This window comes from Maricaulis sp. (assembly GCF_048270095.1).
GTDB lineage: Bacteria > Pseudomonadota > Alphaproteobacteria > Caulobacterales > Maricaulaceae > Maricaulis.
The window spans coordinates 81,424-99,749 of record NZ_JBLWTL010000003.1; the positions used below are offsets into that span (position 1 = coordinate 81,424).

Sequence of the window (18,326 nt, forward strand, 5' to 3'; positions counted from 1 at the left end):
CCATATGCCTAATCCCCGGAAACCTCCAGCCTCACTCACCGGTCGAGGCGCAGGGTGATTTCATTTCCGTCGCGCGCCAACACAATATGATCGGCTTCGATGACCATCGCTTCATAGCCGTCCAGAGTCCCGCCGACCGCGAGAGAGCGCGTCCCGCCGTTGCCCGCGATCATCGCCAGCATCCGGCCATCCACCTCGACCAGTCCGACCAGTGTATAGCCAGCGAGTTCATCGACAGGTGCCGCTTGCCGGATCGGCGCCGCCGTCGGCGGCTGTATCCGCGCCTCCAGCCAGTTCGCCCACGGGGCCGGATCGACCGGTCCGGGCTCCGGCATCGAGGTTGGCGCGGTTCGCAAGGGCGGTGCCAGGCCGACCGGAAGGAGGGACAGCGCACTCAGCACAATCAGGGCCAGGACCGCGCCGGACCAAAGCAGGTCGCTACGACTCATCATCGACCTCCGTCACATAGCGGCGACGCAATTGCAGGCGTCCGCGCACCCGGCCCTCAGGCTGACCGGACAGGGCGTTGAGGCTGAGGTCCGCGATACGGATCTGGCTGTATTCCAGGGCCGCGAAAGCGCGCAGGACATCGCCCAGGGCACCGGAGAAGCGGACCTCGCCGACCAGTTCGGTGACACGCTCGCCGAGCGCAGCCTGCTGCACGCTTGGCGTCTGCAACAAGTGGGCACCGGCGTCGATCAGCGCCTCGGCCATCTGGTCGAGGTCGGCATCCAGCGCCTGGCGCGCCAGATCGGGGTCACTATAGGCGCGCAGGGTTTCATCCGTTTCGCCATTGGCCGCATACCAGGCAGCCACCGCATCATACTCGCCATCGACACGCAGGGTCAGTGCCGACACATCGCGGCGCAATTGATCGGCACGCTGCCATGCCCCGATCACGCTGAAGGCGGACATCAGGACCGGCACCGCGACCAGCAAGGCCAGCGTGCCGAGAATTACCCAGGCCAGAAACAGGCGCAGCCGCGCGTCCAGGGCGGCGAACAGAATCGTCATGACGCCTCCTCCAGCGGCAATTCCAGCCGCATACGCCCGGCATCGCCGGAAGTGTCAGCATCGAGGCCGTGTGAAGCAGGGCCTTCAATCAAGAGCATGTCCGGCGTCTCGAGCGTGATCGCCTGGATGACGAGCCCGGCCGGCTCCTGCAGGGCCAGCTCGCGCAACGCGTCGACAACGCGCGCCAGGGCGACGCTGCCGCTACCGGCCTGGATGGCCTGTTCGGCGCGCTGGATCTCGAGATCGGCGTCACGCAGGCCGCGCGCGAAGCTGATCAGCTCGGCGCGCTGCAATTCTAGGCTGGCCGCTTCGCGGGAAAACCTGTCGGCCCAGGCCATGCAGGCCAGCACACAGGCGGCGACCAGCGCCAACATGGCGGGCCCGCGTCCGATCTGGCGCGCGGCGCGCACGGACTGGCCCCGGGCGAACTGAAAGCCGGGCTGTCCGGATGCATCGACGGCGCCGACAATACTCCAATGCCCCCGCGTCTCCGGCAGGGCCTGGATCGCCTGGTCGAGACGCTGCGCCCGGATCACCGAGACCTCGACCTGGTAGCCGCCCGTCTCCAGCGGCGCGACAATCCGGCAAGCGAAACTGGCCTGCTCCACCGGGATGGGGCTGAACTCATTGAGGCGCAGCTCCAGCGCTGCCCGGCCCCGGCGCGCGACGCTGTCGCTGACCGTCAACAGGCGGCGATACTGGTCGGCCTCGGGCAATTCGAGCTGGAGATTGGCCGTTCTGGCAGGATCGGCGGCGCTATCCAGCGAGGCTTCACCGAGCAGGGAGCGATAGCGAAGGCCGGCCTCGGTCACCCGCGCATCCTCGCCCAGCCGGCACAGTCGCGCGTCCGGCCGGCAGCCGAAATGGCGTAACCTGGCGGGAAGCGAGGCTCGCACAGTCGCCAGCGCCCAGGCCAGGATGGCGCTGCCGTCATGCGTCAATCGTCCCAGAACAGTGTTCGCCGTCACTCGACATCCCCCAAGCAGACACCTTGCCCAGAATCGAAGCGGCAATCAAACACGCCTGCACCGCCAATCCGGGCTTCGATCCGTTTTGCGCTGCCATTGCGGGCCTGGATGTCCACGGCCACAATTTGCGGCGGGGCGGACAAATCCCAGACCCGCTGCCACGCCTGGCCGCGACCATCATCGGCATCGCCGAAATAGGAAAACCGGACCCGCTCGACATCCTCGACGAGCACGAAGCGATAGGCATTGGGCGGCGTGCCGGGAGGGTGCGGCAGCGTCAATTCCAGCTGGCCGGACTCAAAGTCCAGCCGGACCGGTTCAGGAAAATCGGCGGCTGTCGCCAGGGTGAGGAAGCTGAGCGATGTCGCCGAACCGCGAAATTGTCCCTGCCCGTCCGAGCGCGGCGCGCGATAGGCGCGCAACAGCAATTCACGCATCAGGTCTTCGACCGCCGCGTGGGTCTCAAGCCCTTCGACCAGACCCGCAGCCCGGGCCTCGACCCGGACGGCGGTTCTCACCGCCGGCACCAGCACGGCCGCGATCCCGGCCAGGATGACGACGGCGATCAGCGCCTCCGTCAGGGTGAACCCCGCCGCATCCTCGTGCCCGGACCGGCTCATGGCTGCGTTTCCTGCGCGAGCGTGCCATCCTCGAGATAGATCAGATCGAGCGCGAGCAAGGGCGCAACATGTTCGAGATGCGCCCGCGTCAGCACGGCCCCGGTGCGCGGATCCACGGGCCGGTCGACGGCCGAAATATCGATCCGCCAGCCGGGATAGTCGGCAGCGATATTGGCGGGCCGGTCACCAGCGCGCAGCCGGGCGGAGATATTGGCGCCTTCCAGCAGCACAAGCTGCATCCGTGACGCGCCCTGGGCGCCGCGCAAAGCGCCCGCCATCCCCGTCATCGCTGTGGTCACCACGGCCGCCGCGATCACCGAGGCGACCAGCACTTCGGTCAGGGCGTAGCCGCCATCCTGGCTCGTGCTAGCCGGCATGGACACGCCCCGTCACCGGATCGATCCGCACCGCAATCCTGTCCGCCCCGCGAATGATTTCCACCTCGACATCGGGGGATTCGACCGTGCGCGCCGGTAGCGCAAGGCGCGTCGCTGTCTGCCAATATCCTGTCTGGCGTACCCGCCAGCGCACCGTTACGTCCCGTGGCCAGACGCGCTCAATCTCGAGCGTCTCAATGGCATAGCCCTGGGGCGACAGGCTGATCTCGGTCTCCCGGCCAAGGCTGCGGGCCGCCAGGCTGGCCCGGCGCAAATCGGAAACCAGAAGCTCTGCGGCACGCTGATGGCGCAGATGGGCCAGCGAGCCGGACAGGGCGACACCGGAGAGCGTTGCAATGGCGGCGAAAATACTCAGCGCGATCAGCAATTCCAGCAGGGTCATGCCGCGTTCGGAGCCGGCTAATCCGCGCCGGGGATCAGCTGCGTGACAGATCACCATCTTCGCCCTCGCCGCCAACTTCGCCATCGCGCCCGAGTGTGGACAGGGTGAAGCGATCGCCCGGCTCGACGCGCAGATAGATATAGGGCCGGCCCCAGGGATCATTGAACCCGGAAGCATTGCCGAAATACGGCCCGCGCCATGTCACGCTCTCCTCGGGGGCCTCCATCAATGCCTCCAGACCCTCATCAATATCGGGATAACGGCCCATATCGAGATAGAAGAGTTCGAGCGAGGTCGCGATCGAGGATAATTGCGCCTGGGCGACATCAGTCTTGGAGCGCCCGAGATAGCCGATCACCCGCGGCGCCACGATGGTCGCCAGCAGGGCCAGGATCACCAGCACCACCAGCAGCTCGAACAGGGTGATGCCGCGTTCGCTGGATTTCGCGGCGGTCGCCGGTTTTGTCATGTCAGTAAACCACTTCATTGAGACTCAGGACCCCCGACATCACCGCCGCAATCACGCCGCCCACACACAGGCCGAGTATGGCGATCATCACCGGCCCGATCAATTCAACCGAACGCTTGAGCATTGTGCGCACCTCGCGGTCATGCAGCTGCGCCGCACGGGTCAGCATGGCATCGAGCCGGCCGGTCCTTTCGCCAAGCTCGATGAAACGCAAGGCCTGGGCTGGCAGGACGTTTTCACGACCCAGTGCGGCCGACAGGCTTTCCCCGGCCCGCACGGCATCGCCGGCGCGGGCATAGCGCGCACGCAATTCGCTCGAAGCCAGGGCGCTGCGGGCCACCGATTCCGCTCGCGACAGGGGTTGGCCGCTGGTCAGCAACAGGCCCAGCGTCCGGCAATAGCGCGCCGCCTCCAGCGTACGCAATGTCGTGCCGAGAACCGGAACCAGCTGAAGAAGACGATCAAGCCCGTTCCGGAATTGTTGTGCCAGCAGGCGGACGCCGATCGCCAGCGCAATCATGAGCGGCGGGATCCAGACGGCGTAGGCGCGCAGGAAGGCACCGGCGGCGAGCACGAACGCTGTCTCCGGCGGCGGCGCGACACCGGCGTCGAGGAAAATGGTCTCGAATTGCGGCAGGACGAAAAAGGACAGAAACACCAGCGTCAGGCTGATCAGCACCACCAGCGCCATCGGGTAGATCATCTGGCCAATGAGATCCTGGCGCAGACTGCGCTCATCCTCCATCTGCGCCGCCAGCTCGACCAGGTTCTTGGCCAGCAGACCGGAGGCCTCACCGGCCCGCACAAGGGCGATCAAGAGACGCGGAAACTGTCCGCTATCCACGTCCAGCGCCTGGCTGAAGGCCTCACCATTGCGGACCCGGTCCTCAATCCGCACCAGGGCGGCGCGCAGGACCGGGCGCTTCTCGCGCTGGGCCAGGCTGGCGAGCGCATCGCGCAGGGGAATGCCCGCATCGATCAGCTCGGCAATGCCACGGGTAAAGTCCAGAAGTTCCGCCGGCTGGAGATGCGCCCGCCGGCCACTGAACAGGCCGCCGCGCGAGCCGGCGCGGGTCATCTCGAGGGGTGTGCCGCCAAGCGCCCTCAGTTTGTGCAAAGCCTCGGCCTCTGTGCGGCCCACCACTTCGCCGCGCAGCAGACGGCCATCGGGCTGTTCGATGGTATAGCGCCAGTTTTCCGGCCGGTCCGCGCCCGCTGTGCCGGGGCGGGGGTCAGGCACGTCCCACCGCCCGATTGACTTCGGCCATCGTCGTCAGACCGGAATCCACCTTGTTGCGCCCGTCCTGGGACATCGGGATAAAGCCTTGCTGCAGCAGAAGCTGGGCGAGGCCCGGCCCCGAGGCAGATTGACGGATCGCTTCGCGCACGGCGTCATCGACCTCGAAGCCCTCGGCAATCGCGACGCGCCCCAGAAACCCGCTGCCCTGACAGGCCGTGCAGCCGCGCCCCGAACAATTCGGACAGGTCCGCCGTACCAGTCGCTGGGCGAAGACCCCGACCAGTGTCGATGACAGAAGATAGTCCTCAACACCCATATCGAGCAGGCGAATAATCGCCGATGGGGCGTCATTGGTGTGCAAGGTCGAGAGCACGAGATGCCCGGTCATCGCCGCCTGCACCGCGGTCTGCGCCGTCTCGGTATCGCGGATTTCACCGACCATCACGACATCGGGGTCATGGCGCAGGAAGGAGCGCAGCGCGCTGGCGAATGAGACCCCGATCAGCGGATTGGTCTGCGATTGCGCGATGCCGGAAAGGCGGTATTCGATCGGATCTTCAATGGTGAGGATCTTGCGTTCGCCATCGGCGAGCTGGCGCAGGAAGGAATACAATGTTGTGGTCTTGCCACTTCCGGTGGGGCCGGTCACCAGAACCAGGCCATGCGGGCGTTGCAGCACGGATTCCGCGACCGCCTTGACCTGGGCGGGCAAGCCGAGATCGTCGAGCTCCTGGAGGCTGGCCTCCGGATCGAGCAGGCGCACGACCATGCTTTCGCCGTGCTGGGCGGGGACGACCGAAACACGCAGGTCAATCGCCCGGCCGGCGACCGGCAGGGAGAAGCGCCCGTCCTGGGGCCGCCGCCGTTCGGCAATATCCAGCTCGGCCAGGACCTTGATGCGCGAAATCGCAGCGAGGGCCTGGGCCGTATCGAGGGTTTCAAGGTCGCGCAAGACGCCATCAACGCGAAGGCGCACCGCAGCTTCGCGTGGACCCGGTTCGATATGAATATCAGTAGCGCGCGCGCCGGCCGCAGCCGTGATCAGACGATTGACCAACCGCACGACCGGCGCGGTGCTGGCCATGTCTTTCAGCCGGTCAAAATCGGCCGTGACATCGAACGCGCGGTCGGCGGCCTGCCCCGCGCGGTCATTGAAACGCCGCTGATAGAGCGCGTTGAATTGCGAAGGTGTGGTGACGACCGGGCGGACCGGACGGCCGAGCGCAAAAGCCAGGCCCCGCAGGCCTTCATCGCGCACCGGATCAATCACCGCCGCGAGGATGGCATCGGAATCGATCGCTATGGGGATGACCCGCTCGGCCAGGATGAAGTCCGGATTGAGATCTGGGTCATGATCGGCGATCGCTCCGGGATCAACTTCGGACAGGTCGAGGCAGAGTTCGCACTCGGCAGATGTAGCGAAATACCGGGCCAGAAAGGCTTCAGGCAGAAGGCCAAGCTGGGTTATGACCTGATCGATCGGTTCGCCGGTGCGGCTCAGCAGGGCGTCGGCATGGGCCGCCTCGGCCGCGGTCAAATGCCCGGCCTCCGTCATGTCCCGCAATCTGGCCCGATCGATTTCCATGCTCACAGACTAATACATTTCGCGGGTTTGTGTACGACGCAATGCCGCGGGGTCAGGGTTGGACTGACGAGCGGAAGACGCTGCCCGTCCGGGTCCGAAAACCATCCGGCCCGCCATATAGGCGGGCCGGACACAGGTTTCAGTTCGGCCGAACCCCGCCGATGCCTACTCCATACTCAGAGGCAGGCGGATGCGCAGCATGGCGTTATTGGCTTCGAACTCCCCGAGGCCGAGACCGATAATCCCGATTTCACCCGAGATCAGCCCGCCATTGGGCAATTCGGCCGTGAGGCCGAAGCGGGCATCGGCCCGGAGGCCGCCAATGCCCTGCAGATTGCCCGCGGCATTATAGACATCGGCATCATCATAATCCCAAAGCGCCGTGAGCCGGACATAAGGCTCGAAATAGCCGCCCTCGGCATTGATGAAGCGGTAGGCAAGCTCCGGTCCGGCATTGATCCGGCCGAGCGTGATTTCCTGGCTTGGGATCAGGAAGCCGAGCGTATCGGTATAGGCGTCCTGTTCTTCATTGAAGTAGGCGATGCCGATCTGGGGCGAAAGCCGCCAGTTTCCGGACGTCATTTCGCCGGTCAGATTGGCCTCAACCAACCAGCGGCTGGTCTCGAAGGCATCGGTATACAAGCCGATCGGATTGACATCATTCTCCGAGCGTCCCCAGGCACCGCGTGCATCGAGATACACATTTTCGGCAAGACGGGCGACCATATAGGGCCCGGCCAGCCAACCATCACCGCTCACTTCGCTGCGATAGGTGCCGGTGACAGTTTCCGCATGATCCCATTGGAGCAGGGCTCCAACCAGAAGGTCTTCGGACGCCATCATGTCAACGCCGAGATAGTAGAGCCCGAAGGTCGAGCTGGCGTCGAGGCCGGCACGATTATCGTCAATGCTCGTATAGGTCGCCTGTGCCCAGACATCGAGGCTGGCCATACCGGTCTGACCGTCGAGATTGAACTGGGTCGCTCCGGGCATTTGCGGCTGGCCATTTTCGGCCGCCTGACGGATCGCCGACAAGCTGGTCGACAGATCGGCCGAGAACCGGCCATCGGCATAGTCGGCGGCAAACCGGTTCGGCGTTGCCGACATCCGGCTCCCCCGCATCCGGCCCGACAATTCTGGCGAATTGGTCAGGATCTGATCGGCACGCGCCGCCATGAAGCTGCGGATCGCGCTTTGCGTGATCTCACGGATGAAGTCCTCATCGCGGCGGTTGGCGAAGGTACAGACCATGCTCTCTTCGGGATCGAGGTCGATGACCATAGTTCCGGTGTCGAGATCGAAGGTGGAGCCGTTATCGGTGTCGCCGGTACAGCTCATCGAATTCAGCGCCCAACCTTCCGAGGTCGTCTGGGTCAGGCTGTATGATCCACGAAGCACCGTCATTGCGCCCGAATTGGCGGTCCCAGCCACGGTAGAAAGCGACAATCCGTCGAGCTCGGCCAGGGTGGAGGTGTAGGTAAACACGCCGTCACCGGCCTGGGAGGGTGCGGTGGTGGCAATGATCGTCAGGGTGCCCTCACGCGGTTGCAGCTGGATCGTGACGGGAATGGTCACGACATTGAGCGTGTTGGCGCTCATGCCAATTGGCTTTTGCCCTGCGGCCGCAGTTTCAGTGATGGTGATAGTGGCCGTGTAGGTACCGGGAGCCAGAGCCAGCACGCCATCATTGAAGGTGATGGTGAATTCAAGCGAGCCCTCGGCCGGAATCGAGCCGGATGTCGGATCGACATCGAGCCAGGTCATGTCGGACGCCGCCGTGAAGGAGAAAGGCGAACCGCCCGTATTCGACAGTGCGAAGCTCGTGCTGACACCCGCCGGATTATCGATCGATGAATCCAGTGCCAGTTCCACGCTTGGAATGGCGGTTTCATCAATCTCCGGGTCAGCGATCGCAGCGAATGTGCAGGTCACCGAGTCGGCTGGGGCCAGGACGATGGTGACAGCACCGGTCGTCCCGTCGACCGAAGTCGTGCCGCCGGAACAGCTGGCTCCGTCCGCACTGAATCCGTCCTCGGCTGCCGGTGTGATCGTGTAGGTGCCCGCAATGAGATCGGTGAAGGCGCGCGAACCGGTCTGGCCGGAGGTGGAGATTGCGAAACTGCCGAGATCACCGGTGAAGTCGAATTCACCGTCAACCGTACCCTCGATCGTTTGGGCAATCGTGATGCCGCCCCGGCGCAATTCGACGCTGAACAGATCCGGTGTGGTCGAATCTGCGAGCAGATTACCGGCCACATCGGCTGCACCGGAAACGGTGACATCGACATCATCAGCCATCAGGCCGCTGTCGAGCAGGTCATAGCTGGCCGTAAAGACGGTATCGCCACTCGACCAGGCAGAAGACTGCAGGCTCAGCGTGGCCGATAGATCAGCGCCAACGAACGCGAATTCAGGTTCAATCGCAGAGTCGAGTGCTTCAGAGAAGGTCACCGCAACCGTAAAGCTGGTCCCGATATCGGTGACGGTCAGATTGGCATCGGAGACCACAACCGACAAGACGGTCGGGGCGCTGATATCGGCATTGATGCTCAGCTGGGCAGCGGCCGTACTGGTATTGCCGGCAGCGTCGCTGGCAACACCCGCGGCAACGTCAACGGTAACCGGACCATCGGCGGCCGGCGTGACAGTCGCCGTATAGGCCGCACCCGATCCAGCGAAGGCCGAGACGGCACCATTGGCCACCACGATGTCGCCGGAAGCAAAGCCGCTGACGCTCTCGGTAAAGGTGAAGCTGACCGCAAAAGCGCCCGTCTGGGTGCCGGCCGGGCCGGCAATCACCAGGCCTGGCGCTGTGCCGTCACTGGTGATCGAGAACTGGGTCGCAGCGACACTATCATTCCCGGCACCGTCCTGTGCAGCGGCGGCGGCAACATCAATTGTCACCAGGCCATCGCCAGCCGGCGTGATCGTCGCGGAATAAGTCTTGCCGGCACCGGCGAAAGCCGAGGCCACGCCATTGCCAACATTCAGATCGCCAAGCGCGAAACCGGTGACGGATTCGGAGAAGACCACATCAAGCGTGAAGACACCGGAGACCGGGTCTGCCGATGCTGTCGACAGGACAAGGGTCGGGGCCGTGCCATCACGGGTGATGGAGAACTGGGTCGCAGCAAGATTGTCATTGCCGGCTGCATCCTGGGCGGCGGCAGCGGCGAGATCGACAGTCACCAGGCCATCGCCGGCCGGCGTGATGGTCGCGCTGTAGCTCGCACCCGAGCCGGCGAAGGCCGAAGCCGCGCCATTGCCGACATCCAGATCGCCAAGGCCAAAGCCGGTGACGGATTCCGAGAAGACAATATCCAGAGTGAAGGCACCGGAGACCGGATCAGCCGATACCGTGGACAGCACGACGGTCGGCGCCGTGCCATCACGGGTAATGGAGAACTGGGTCGCAGCAAGATTGTCATTGCCGGCACTGTCCTGGGCGGCGGCCGCAGCGACATCGACGGTGACGGCCCCATCGGCGGCCGGCGTGATCGTGGCCGAATAAGTTGTGCCCGATCCGGCGAAGGCCGAGGCGGCACCATTGCCAACTGTCAGATCGCCGACAGTGAAGCCGGTGACGGATTCGGAGAACACGATGTCGAGCGTGAAGGCACCGGAAACCGGATCGCTGCTGAGCGTCGACAGAAGGAGGGTCGGTGCCGTCTCGTCATTGGTGATCGAGAACTGGGTCGCAGCCGAATTGTCATTCCCGGCACTGTCCTGGGCAGCGGCCGCAGCGACATCGACGGTGACTGCACCATCGCCTGTCGGCGTGATGGTCGCGGAATAGGTCGTGCCCGCACCGGCGAAGGCCGAAGCTGCACCATTGCCGACGTCGAGATCGCCGACAGCGAAACCGGTGACGGATTCGGAGAAGACCACATCCAGCGTGAAGGCACCGGAGACCGGGTCCGCCGAGACCGTGGAAAGCACGACGGTCGGTGCCGTGGCATCATTGGTGATCGAGAACTGGACGGCCGCCGAGTTACCATTGCCGGCACTGTCCTGGGCGGACGCAGCCGCCACATCAACGGTGACCAGGCCATCGCTGGCCGGTGCGATGGTTGCCGAATAGGTATCACCCGAACCGGCAAGGGCCGAGGCTGCACCATTGGCAACATCGAGATCACCGAGACCAAAACCGGTCACGGATTCCGAGAAGACGATATCCAGGGTGAACGCGCCGGAGACAGGGTCACTGCTGACGGTCGACAGAACCAGGCTCGGCAGAGTGCCGTCATGGGTAATGGAGAACTGGGTCGCAGCAAGATTGTCATTACCGGCACCGTCCTGGGCGGCCGCCGCAGCGACATCGACGGTGACGGCCCCATCGGCGGCCGGCGTGATCGTGGCCGAATAGGTTGTGCCCGATCCGGCGAAGGCCGAGGCGGCACCATTGCCAACTGTCAGATCGCCGACAGTGAAGCCGGTGACGGATTCCGAGAACACCACATCCAGCATGAAGGCACCCGAAACCGGGTCGGCCGAGACCGTCGACAGGGCAAGCGTCGGAGCCGTGCCATCAGAGGTGATCGAGAACTGGGTGGCGGCCGTATTGTCATTGCCGGCCAAATCCTGCGCTGCGGCAGCTGCGACATCGACGGTTACGGCACCATCGCCAGACGGCGTGATCGTCGCCGAATAGGTCGTGCCCGAGCCGGCGAAGGCCGAGGCGGCACCATTGCCAACGTCCAGATCGCCGACAGCGAAGCCGGTGACGGATTCCGAGAACACGACATCCAGCGTGAAGCTACCCGAGACCGGATCGCTCGACACTGTAGTGAGGGTGACGCTCGGAACGGTGTTGTCGAGTGTGAAGCTGTTATCATTCGTCCCGCTCGGTACGCCGGTGGCCATGGTGTTGCCAAACTCGTCGTCGGCACCCGCGTTGAGCGTGATCGACACGGCTCCGTCCAGACCGGCGAGATCGCCGCCGGACGCCGTCACGTAAAATCCGATGGAGTAACGGTTCACCGAAAGTGTCGCCGTCGTGCCGGTCAGCGTGAAGTCGGAGGCCTCCAGGTCAAACAGGTCACTGATCGCTGAGAACTGGAAATTCCAGACCACCGAGTCCGCATTCGTCTGTTCAGAGGTGGGCGTGAAACGCGTTATCGAAGCCAGAACCGGGGCGGTATTGGCGACGCTATAGGTTTCATTCACGCCGGAGGGCGCGACAACAGACAGCGCATTGCCCGCAATGTCGGCAATATTCTGGCCGACACTGAACCCAACCGACACTGTCGCATCCAGCCCCGCCAGGTCACCGCCGGAGATCGTGACGTCATAGACACCCGCGCTCACCAGCGTCACGGCCGATGCGCCAGCCGTCGTGCCGCCCGCCTCGAAATCAGCCGCATCGATGTTTGCGACAGCTTCAGAGAAACTGACCCGCCAGGTCAGGGAGTCGGCATTGGTATTCTCGCCGGATGGCGTCTGGCGCTCGACGGACAGCACTGTGGGCGCGGCGCCATCGGTTTCGATCGAGAACTGGGTCGCAGCGGTATTGTCATTGCCCGCCAGGTCGAGAACTTTCGCCGCGGCGAGGTCAACGGTAACCGTTCCATCGCTGGCCGGCGTAATCGTGACTGAATAGGTATCGGCGGCACCGGCGAGCGCAGAAGCTGCACCATTGCCAACTGTCAGATCGCCGAGCGCGAAACCGGTAACCGGTTCCGAGAACACGACATCCAGCGTGAAGGCACCGGATACCGGGTCGGCCGAGACTGTCGACAGGACGACAGTGGGATCAACCGTATCCTTGGTCGCGGTATCGGTTTCGTCAGCACCGACATTGCCGAGCACGTCGGTCAAGGCGGCGGTCAGGGTGATGGTGCCATCAGCGAGCCCGGAGCCATCGAGGCCGGAAACAGTGCCGGCGGCCGCGGCAACCAGGACGCTGTCGGTAATCGACGCCCCGCCGCCATCGCTGGCGATGGTATAATCAAACGTCGCACCGACTTCGAAGCCGGTATAGCTGAAGGAAAGCGCCGACACATTGCCCGAGAATATCGGATCCTGGTCAAGTGAGACCGCATAGCCGGACGGCGCCGTGATGTCAGCCGTGATGGAGAATTGAACGGCCGCCAGACTGGGATTTCCGGCTGCATCGCCGGCCTTGCCGGACGCCAGATCGACAGTCACGGCACCCGAAGCGCTCGGTGTAATCGTGACGGTATAGGCCGCGCCGGAGCCGGTCAGCCCCGAAGCCGTACCATTGCCGACGGTCAGATCGCTTGCGGTGAAGCCGGTCACCGCTTCGGTGAAGGCAACATCCAGCACGAATGAACCGGCAAACGGATTGCTGGCCGCCGAGCTGAGGGTCGGCGTCGCGCCGGTCTCGTCATTGGTGATCGAAAACTGGGCGGCAACCAGGCTATCGCCCGCACTCACATCCACAGCGGCAGCCGCGGCGATGTCAACCGTGACGGCGCCATCAGCGGCAGGCGTGATCGTGGCTGTATAGGCAGTCCCGCTACCGGCGAAATTGCTGGCCGCACCATTTCCGACCGTCAGATCGGTAATGTCGAAGCCGGTCACCGGCTCGTTGAAATTGACGACGATATCGAAGGCACCCGAAACCGTTCCCGACAGGGCGCTGGTGATGACCGGTTGGGGCAATTGCTGATTGACGGTGATCGAGAACTGGGCGGCGGCGGTATTGCCACCGCCTGTGCTGCTGGTCGCTGCCGAGCCGGCGATATCAATCGTCAGGGTTCCGTCACGTGTCGGCGTAATCGTTGTGGCATACACCGCGCCAGACCCGCTGAACGCAGAGACTTCGCCGCCGGAGACCGACAGATCGGCGATCGTGAAGCCGGTCACAGCCTCCGAAAAGGTCACTGTTGCGTCAAAGGTCGGCGCAGTGACCGGATCGGCGGACGCCGATGAAATCACCACCGTCGGGATTGATGGCACCACGGCGACCGGGATGACCAGATCGGTACCCAGACGGTTCGGAGCGCCGCCAGCCACAGCCGTCACTGATGAGGCAGGGAGGCTGACGACAAGATCCACGCCGCCGACCGATTGCGTGAAGAAGGAATAGCTCGAACCGCTGCCGCTAAAGGCGAGCGGCGCCCCTCCACCCGTTATAACGAAGTCGGTAGTTTCGAGGCCGGACACATCCTCGTCAAACGCAACCGCGACATTGATGAATGCGACGCCGGAAACCGACGGCGTCGCACTCGTAATCGTGGCAATCGGGCCGAGTGACGCGGCCGTGACAGAGTATTGCGGGGCAGCAGAGTTATTGACGCCCCCACCGTTTTGCGCGGCGCCAGCGGCGACATCGACCGTGATCGGTCCCGCAGCAGTCGGGACAATCGTGGCGGTATAGACAGCGCCCGTTCCGGCAAATGAGCTCGCGACCGCATTGCTGGTGACAACATCATCGGCCGTGAAGCCTGTGACATTTTCAGAGAAGGTGAAGGTCACCGTGAAGGCGTCAGATAGCGGACCGGCCGGGCCGGAAATCGCGATAGTTGGCGAACCGATCACGGCAGCGATCGAGTATTGGGTCGCCGCAGTATTGCCATTGCCGGCCAGATCATTGGCCGCACCATCGAGGACATCGACGGTCACGGTTCCGTCAGCGGTCGGCAGGATCGTGGCGGTGTAGACACTACCCGTACCGCTCATGGCGGTGACGCTGCCATTCCCGACAGTCAGGGTTGACCCGACAACGCTGTCCATATCCTCGGAGAAGGTCAATGTGACGCTGAACGAGCCAGCGACGGGCCCGACAGCAGCGCTGGTAATGGCCACGGTCGGCGCACCGGTATCCGCGGTCACAGAAAACTGCGTCGCTGCCGTATTTTGATTGAGGTCGACGTCCTGGGCGACTCCGGCCGGCACGTCGACAGACACCACGCCATCGGCGACGGGCGTGACGGTGAAACTATAGACATTGCCTGAAATCGACTCGCTTGAGCGCGTGCCATTGACGATCACGATATCGTCAAACAGGAAGCCGGTTACCGGTTCGGAGAACGTGACGGTGACCGGGAATGCCGCGCCACTGACGAGGCCGGCGGCGCTGCTCGAGGCAATCACGACCGAGGGCGCACCATTGGCGGTCGACTCGATCGAGAACTGGGTCGCGGCCGGATTGTCGTTGCCGGCAAGGTCCTGGAATGCCCCATCGGCAACATCCACAGTCAGCGTGCCGATAGCCGTGGGCGTAATCGTCGCGATCAGGTCGTCGCCCGAGCGCTGGAGATTGGAAGCGACACCATTGACGACGGTCAGGTCACTGAGTGTGAAATCGGCGAAGCTTTCGGAAAAATCGAGCAGAAGCGTGAAGGGATCACTGACCGGCCCGACAGCCGCGCTCGTCATTGTCAGTGTTGGCGCAACAACATCAGCCTGGAGGGTCAAGGTCGCCGCAGCCGTATTATCGCGCCCGCCGGCATCCTGGGCGATGGCGGCTGGAATATCGACCTGGACGGTGCCGGTCGCAACCGGCAGAATCGTCACAAAATAGATGTCGTCCGAACCCGAGAAATCGGTCGCGGTCGCGTTCGTCAGCACCAGATCGCCGACCACGAAGTCAACAACCGGCTTGGAGAAGGTGATGGTCGCGGCAAAGCTCGCGCCGACCGGAGATATCTCCGCAGTCGTGACAGAAACGCTCGGGGCGGTGATGTCAGCCTGAACCTGGAGCAGGTTTGAGATCGTATTGGCATTCGTGTCTATATCGGTCACAGCGCCGGCGGAAACGCGGATCGACAAGGTTCCCGAGGCCGTCGGAGTCAGGGTCGCCGTGTAGGTCGTTCCCGAACCCGAAACGCTGTCGACGGTGAAGTTCGCCGCAGCAACGAAATCACCGACATCAAATCCGGTGACAGCCTCATTGAAGACGACATCGACAGTGAAGGGGCCGCCAACCGGCTCGACATCACTGGTCGAAATGACGGCAGATGGAGCATTGGTGTTGGCGAAATAAATTGCGCTGCCCGCAAGGTTGTCATTGCCAGCAGAATCCTGAACCTGTGCGGCGTCATAGCTGAGGGCAATCACGCCGTTTGTCTGCCCCAGATCCGGGGTCAGGGTGAAGCTGTAGAGCTGGTTGGAAACCTGGACGAAGTTGGAGATTGCAGCATTGGTGACCCCGATCTGACCGGAGGCAACGCCTGATACAATTTCGTCAAATTGCAGATAGGCCGTGATCGGCCCCTCAATGGTGGTGTCCGGCTCGCTATCGGTGAATTCCGGCTGGGGAGATGTTGCATCATACAGGACAGTCAATGTGGGGGCAGCATTGCTTTCGGTGCCCACGCCATTGACCGCAGCGGCGGAAGGAATGCCGACGGTCACATCGCCATCAACTGCGGGTGTGATTGTCACGGAATAATTGGCGCCGGCGCCGGCAAAGGCGGAAGCCGCACCATTGCCGACGGCCAGATCACTGATATCGAAACCGGTGACCGACGCATCGAATGTGATCGTTGCCACAAAGGCTGCATTGACAGGGTTGGCCGCGGTCGTGATCGCCGGGGTGGGACGAGCCGAGTTCGGGCCGGGGCAGCTATCATCAAGGGCGCTGGCGTCAAAGGCCAGACTGGCCATCTGCAAGTCATCGCTCTCGTAGAGATCGCCAACGCTATAGATGGGCGATCCGGTGTTCTGATTGTAGGCGACAAGGGTATATGCCGAACCATCAGAAGGGGTCTGGGTCGTCGGCGCGGTAATTACAGTCGTCGTGCTGGCAGCGGATGCCGAAATGCTCTGGCTGGACGACCCGATAATCGTTCCTGTGCCGTCAAGCAGAAAGAGGGAGTAAGTATCGAGCGAGCCAGTATCGGCGCTCTGAAAGGTGGCGGTGAAACTGACACCGAAGCTGGAGGGGCTTGCCGCGGTACATTGACCATTCGTCCCGAGGCTGGCGCCACCATTGATAGTGCCACTCGCGGCCTGGGCCGGAACCGAGATCGCGAGGCCGCCCGCGAGCGCCAGTACGGCAGCACCAACACCGGCGCCGAGGCGCTTCAAACCATCTGAAATGCCCGTTTTACAAGCGAACACACGTGATTTGACTCGTTCGAGATCGGCCATGCTACCCCCTTCACCCCTGATTTCATTCACCCTAGCAGGTTCGGTTCACATAATATAGCGGAGCCGGAGTGTCTTGGCGCATTTTTCTGCGTTGTTTGTGAGATACATCGCCGCCATGCCAGCTTCGAAGCTCCGCCCCGCTGCCTCGCCACCTCTGATTGTGGTGGCGGCGCCACAGCCCGGCCTTGATTGACAATCACGAAGTAGGTTTTAATAAGAAAGTGACAAACAACCCGACCCGGGCGAAGTCGGGCCGGATTGCAGACAATCCCCTGCCCGGTTGCCGGACCGCTTCGCCGACCGCAAAAGCCTCACTGCCTATAAAGCCGGAATGCGCCACCCTGGAGGTCTGAACACGATGCCCGAACCCGTTTTCATTCTCGGCGGCGCGCAGAGCGACTTTGCCCGCAACTGGACGCGCGACAATAAGGGATTGTTCGAGCTGATCTCGGAGACCACGCAGGCCGGGCTCGAAGCCGCGGATGTGGCGGCGCGCGATGTTGATGTCATCCATATCGGCAATTTTGCCGGCGAACTGTTCTGCGGGCAGGGCCTGATCGGCGGTATGATGGCGCATGTCGATCCGGAGTTTGAAGGCAAGCCGACCAGCCGACACGAGGCGGCCTGCGCCTCCGGTTCGATGGCGATCCTGGCGGCGATGGCCGATATCGAGGCCGGCCGTTACGGGCTGGCCGCGGTGGTTGGCGTCGAGCTGATGCGAAATGTGCCCGGCCAGCGCGCCGCCGAGATTCTCGGTGCCGCCGCCTGGGCGGATCGCGAAGCGCCGGGCGCACGCTATCTCTGGCCGGCCATGTTCTCCGACCTCGCCGAAGAATATGACCAGCGCTACGGGCTCGACCGGCGGCATCTGGCGGAAATTTCCCGGATCAATTTCGGCAATGCCAGGCGCAATCCCAGCGCCCAGTCTCGCGCCTGGAATTTCACTGAAGCCAGTTTCGAGGCCGATGATGACGCCAATCCGGTCGTTGAAGGCTGGATGCGGCGCAGCGATTGCGGCCAGGTAACGGACGGTGCTGCGGCAATCTTCCTGGCCTCCGAAGCCGTGGCGCAGGAATACGCGACCAGACGCGGCCTCGATCTGGCGGATATCCCGCGCTTCAAGGGTTGGGGCCACACAACGGCACCGCTCATGATGGAGGCCAAGCTGGCGAAGAGCCGTGAAACCGGCGGCTATATGTTTCCCTGGGTCCGCAAGGCGATCACCGATGCCTGCGGCCGGGCCGGTATCACCGAAACCACCCAACTCGATGCCATTGAAACCCATGACTGTTTCTCGATCACCGAGTATATGGCGATCGAGCATTTCGGCCTCACCGCACCGGGCGAGGCCTGGAAAGCCATTGAAGCCGGCATTATCGCGCCGGGCGGCGCGCTGCCGGTCAATCCATCCGGCGGGCTGATCGGGCTGGGGCATCCGGTCGGCGCGACCGGGGTGCGCATGGCACTTGATGCCTGGCGGCAGACCTCGGGCCGGAGCGGCGATACCCAGGTGGAGGGCGCGCGCACGGTGGCGACCTATAATGTTGGCGGCTCGACCACGGCGAGCGCCTGTTTCGTCATCGGGGTCTGA

Annotated in this window: 11 protein-coding genes; 1 reads left to right on the forward strand and 10 read right to left on the reverse strand. The window is 63.5% G+C overall.

Annotation, left to right across the window (positions count from 1 at the left end):
* Nucleotides 1–35 precede the first annotated feature (35 nt).
* The 10 genes from ACN0YJ_RS03265 to ACN0YJ_RS03310 all read right to left on the reverse strand — a co-directional run bounded on the left by ACN0YJ_RS03265 (nucleotide 36) and on the right by ACN0YJ_RS03310 (nucleotide 16,672).
* Nucleotides 36–452, reverse strand: a complete 417-nt coding sequence (locus tag ACN0YJ_RS03265) for a hypothetical protein (RefSeq protein WP_417495331.1) — start codon at nucleotides 450–452, stop codon at nucleotides 36–38.
* A complete protein-coding gene (locus ACN0YJ_RS03270; protein WP_417476823.1) occupies nucleotides 439–1,014 on the reverse strand; it encodes a hypothetical protein in 576 nt (191 codons plus the stop codon). Before ACN0YJ_RS03270 ends, ACN0YJ_RS03265 begins: the two co-directional genes overlap by 14 nt.
* Nucleotides 1,011–1,982, reverse strand: a complete 972-nt coding sequence (locus ACN0YJ_RS03275; RefSeq protein WP_417495332.1) for a hypothetical protein — start codon at nucleotides 1,980–1,982, stop codon at nucleotides 1,011–1,013. The genes ACN0YJ_RS03270 and ACN0YJ_RS03275 overlap by 4 nt, the downstream gene beginning before the upstream one ends.
* Nucleotides 1,979–2,602 carry a hypothetical protein gene (locus tag ACN0YJ_RS03280; protein ID WP_417495333.1) on the reverse strand — a complete coding sequence of 208 codons (624 nt, stop codon included), beginning with the start codon at nucleotides 2,600–2,602 and terminating at the stop codon, nucleotides 1,979–1,981. The genes ACN0YJ_RS03275 and ACN0YJ_RS03280 overlap by 4 nt, the downstream gene beginning before the upstream one ends.
* Complete coding sequence (locus ACN0YJ_RS03285; protein WP_417476820.1) at nucleotides 2,599–2,979, reverse strand: hypothetical protein; 381 nt, start codon at nucleotides 2,977–2,979, stop codon at nucleotides 2,599–2,601. Before ACN0YJ_RS03285 ends, ACN0YJ_RS03280 begins: the two co-directional genes overlap by 4 nt.
* Nucleotides 2,969–3,439 (reverse strand): pilus assembly FimT family protein, encoded by a 471-nt coding sequence (locus ACN0YJ_RS03290; protein WP_417495334.1) that lies wholly within the window; start codon nucleotides 3,437–3,439, stop codon nucleotides 2,969–2,971. The genes ACN0YJ_RS03285 and ACN0YJ_RS03290 overlap by 11 nt, the downstream gene beginning before the upstream one ends.
* Complete coding sequence (gene gspG / locus ACN0YJ_RS03295; RefSeq protein WP_417476818.1) at nucleotides 3,417–3,869, reverse strand: type II secretion system major pseudopilin GspG; 453 nt, start codon at nucleotides 3,867–3,869, stop codon at nucleotides 3,417–3,419. Before gspG ends, ACN0YJ_RS03290 begins: the two co-directional genes overlap by 23 nt.
* Nucleotides 3,853–5,091 carry a type II secretion system F family protein gene (locus tag ACN0YJ_RS03300; RefSeq protein ID WP_417476817.1) on the reverse strand — a complete coding sequence of 413 codons (1,239 nt, stop codon included), beginning with the start codon at nucleotides 5,089–5,091 and terminating at the stop codon, nucleotides 3,853–3,855. Before ACN0YJ_RS03300 ends, gspG begins: the two co-directional genes overlap by 17 nt.
* Nucleotides 5,084–6,676: a GspE/PulE family protein gene (locus ACN0YJ_RS03305; protein WP_417495335.1), complete on the reverse strand. Its 1,593-nt coding sequence runs from the start codon at nucleotides 6,674–6,676 to the stop codon at nucleotides 5,084–5,086. Before ACN0YJ_RS03305 ends, ACN0YJ_RS03300 begins: the two co-directional genes overlap by 8 nt.
* Nucleotides 6,677–6,841: 165 nt before the next feature.
* Nucleotides 6,842–16,672 carry an Ig-like domain-containing protein gene (locus tag ACN0YJ_RS03310; RefSeq protein WP_417495336.1) on the reverse strand — a complete coding sequence of 3,277 codons (9,831 nt, stop codon included), beginning with the start codon at nucleotides 16,670–16,672 and terminating at the stop codon, nucleotides 6,842–6,844.
* Nucleotides 16,673–17,093: 421 nt separating this feature from the next.
* Between ACN0YJ_RS03310 and ACN0YJ_RS03315 the strand changes: the two genes are divergently transcribed.
* Nucleotides 17,094–18,326 carry an acetyl-CoA acetyltransferase gene (locus tag ACN0YJ_RS03315; protein ID WP_417495337.1) on the forward strand — a complete coding sequence of 411 codons (1,233 nt, stop codon included), beginning with the start codon at nucleotides 17,094–17,096 and terminating at the stop codon, nucleotides 18,324–18,326.

What these genes read in the sequence shown, in the direction of transcription:
- ACN0YJ_RS03285 (WP_417476820.1), bottom strand. Translation starts at nt 2,979, where the DNA reads ATGCCGGCTAGCACGAGCCAGGATGGCGGCTACGCCCTGACCGAAGTG.
- ACN0YJ_RS03280 (WP_417495333.1), bottom strand. Translation starts at nt 2,602, where the DNA reads ATGAGCCGGTCCGGGCACGAGGATGCGGCGGGGTTCACCCTGACGGAG.
- gspG (WP_417476818.1), bottom strand. Translation starts at nt 3,869, where the DNA reads ATGAAGTGGTTTACTGACATGACAAAACCGGCGACCGCCGCGAAATCC.
- ACN0YJ_RS03305 (WP_417495335.1), bottom strand. Translation starts at nt 6,676, where the DNA reads ATGGAAATCGATCGGGCCAGATTGCGGGACATGACGGAGGCCGGGCAT.
- ACN0YJ_RS03265 (WP_417495331.1), bottom strand. Translation starts at nt 452, where the DNA reads ATGATGAGTCGTAGCGACCTGCTTTGGTCCGGCGCGGTCCTGGCCCTG.
- ACN0YJ_RS03315 (WP_417495337.1), top strand. Translation starts at nt 17,094, where the DNA reads ATGCCCGAACCCGTTTTCATTCTCGGCGGCGCGCAGAGCGACTTTGCC.
- ACN0YJ_RS03290 (WP_417495334.1), bottom strand. Translation starts at nt 3,439, where the DNA reads ATGGTGATCTGTCACGCAGCTGATCCCCGGCGCGGATTAGCCGGCTCC.
- ACN0YJ_RS03270 (WP_417476823.1), bottom strand. Translation starts at nt 1,014, where the DNA reads ATGACGATTCTGTTCGCCGCCCTGGACGCGCGGCTGCGCCTGTTTCTG.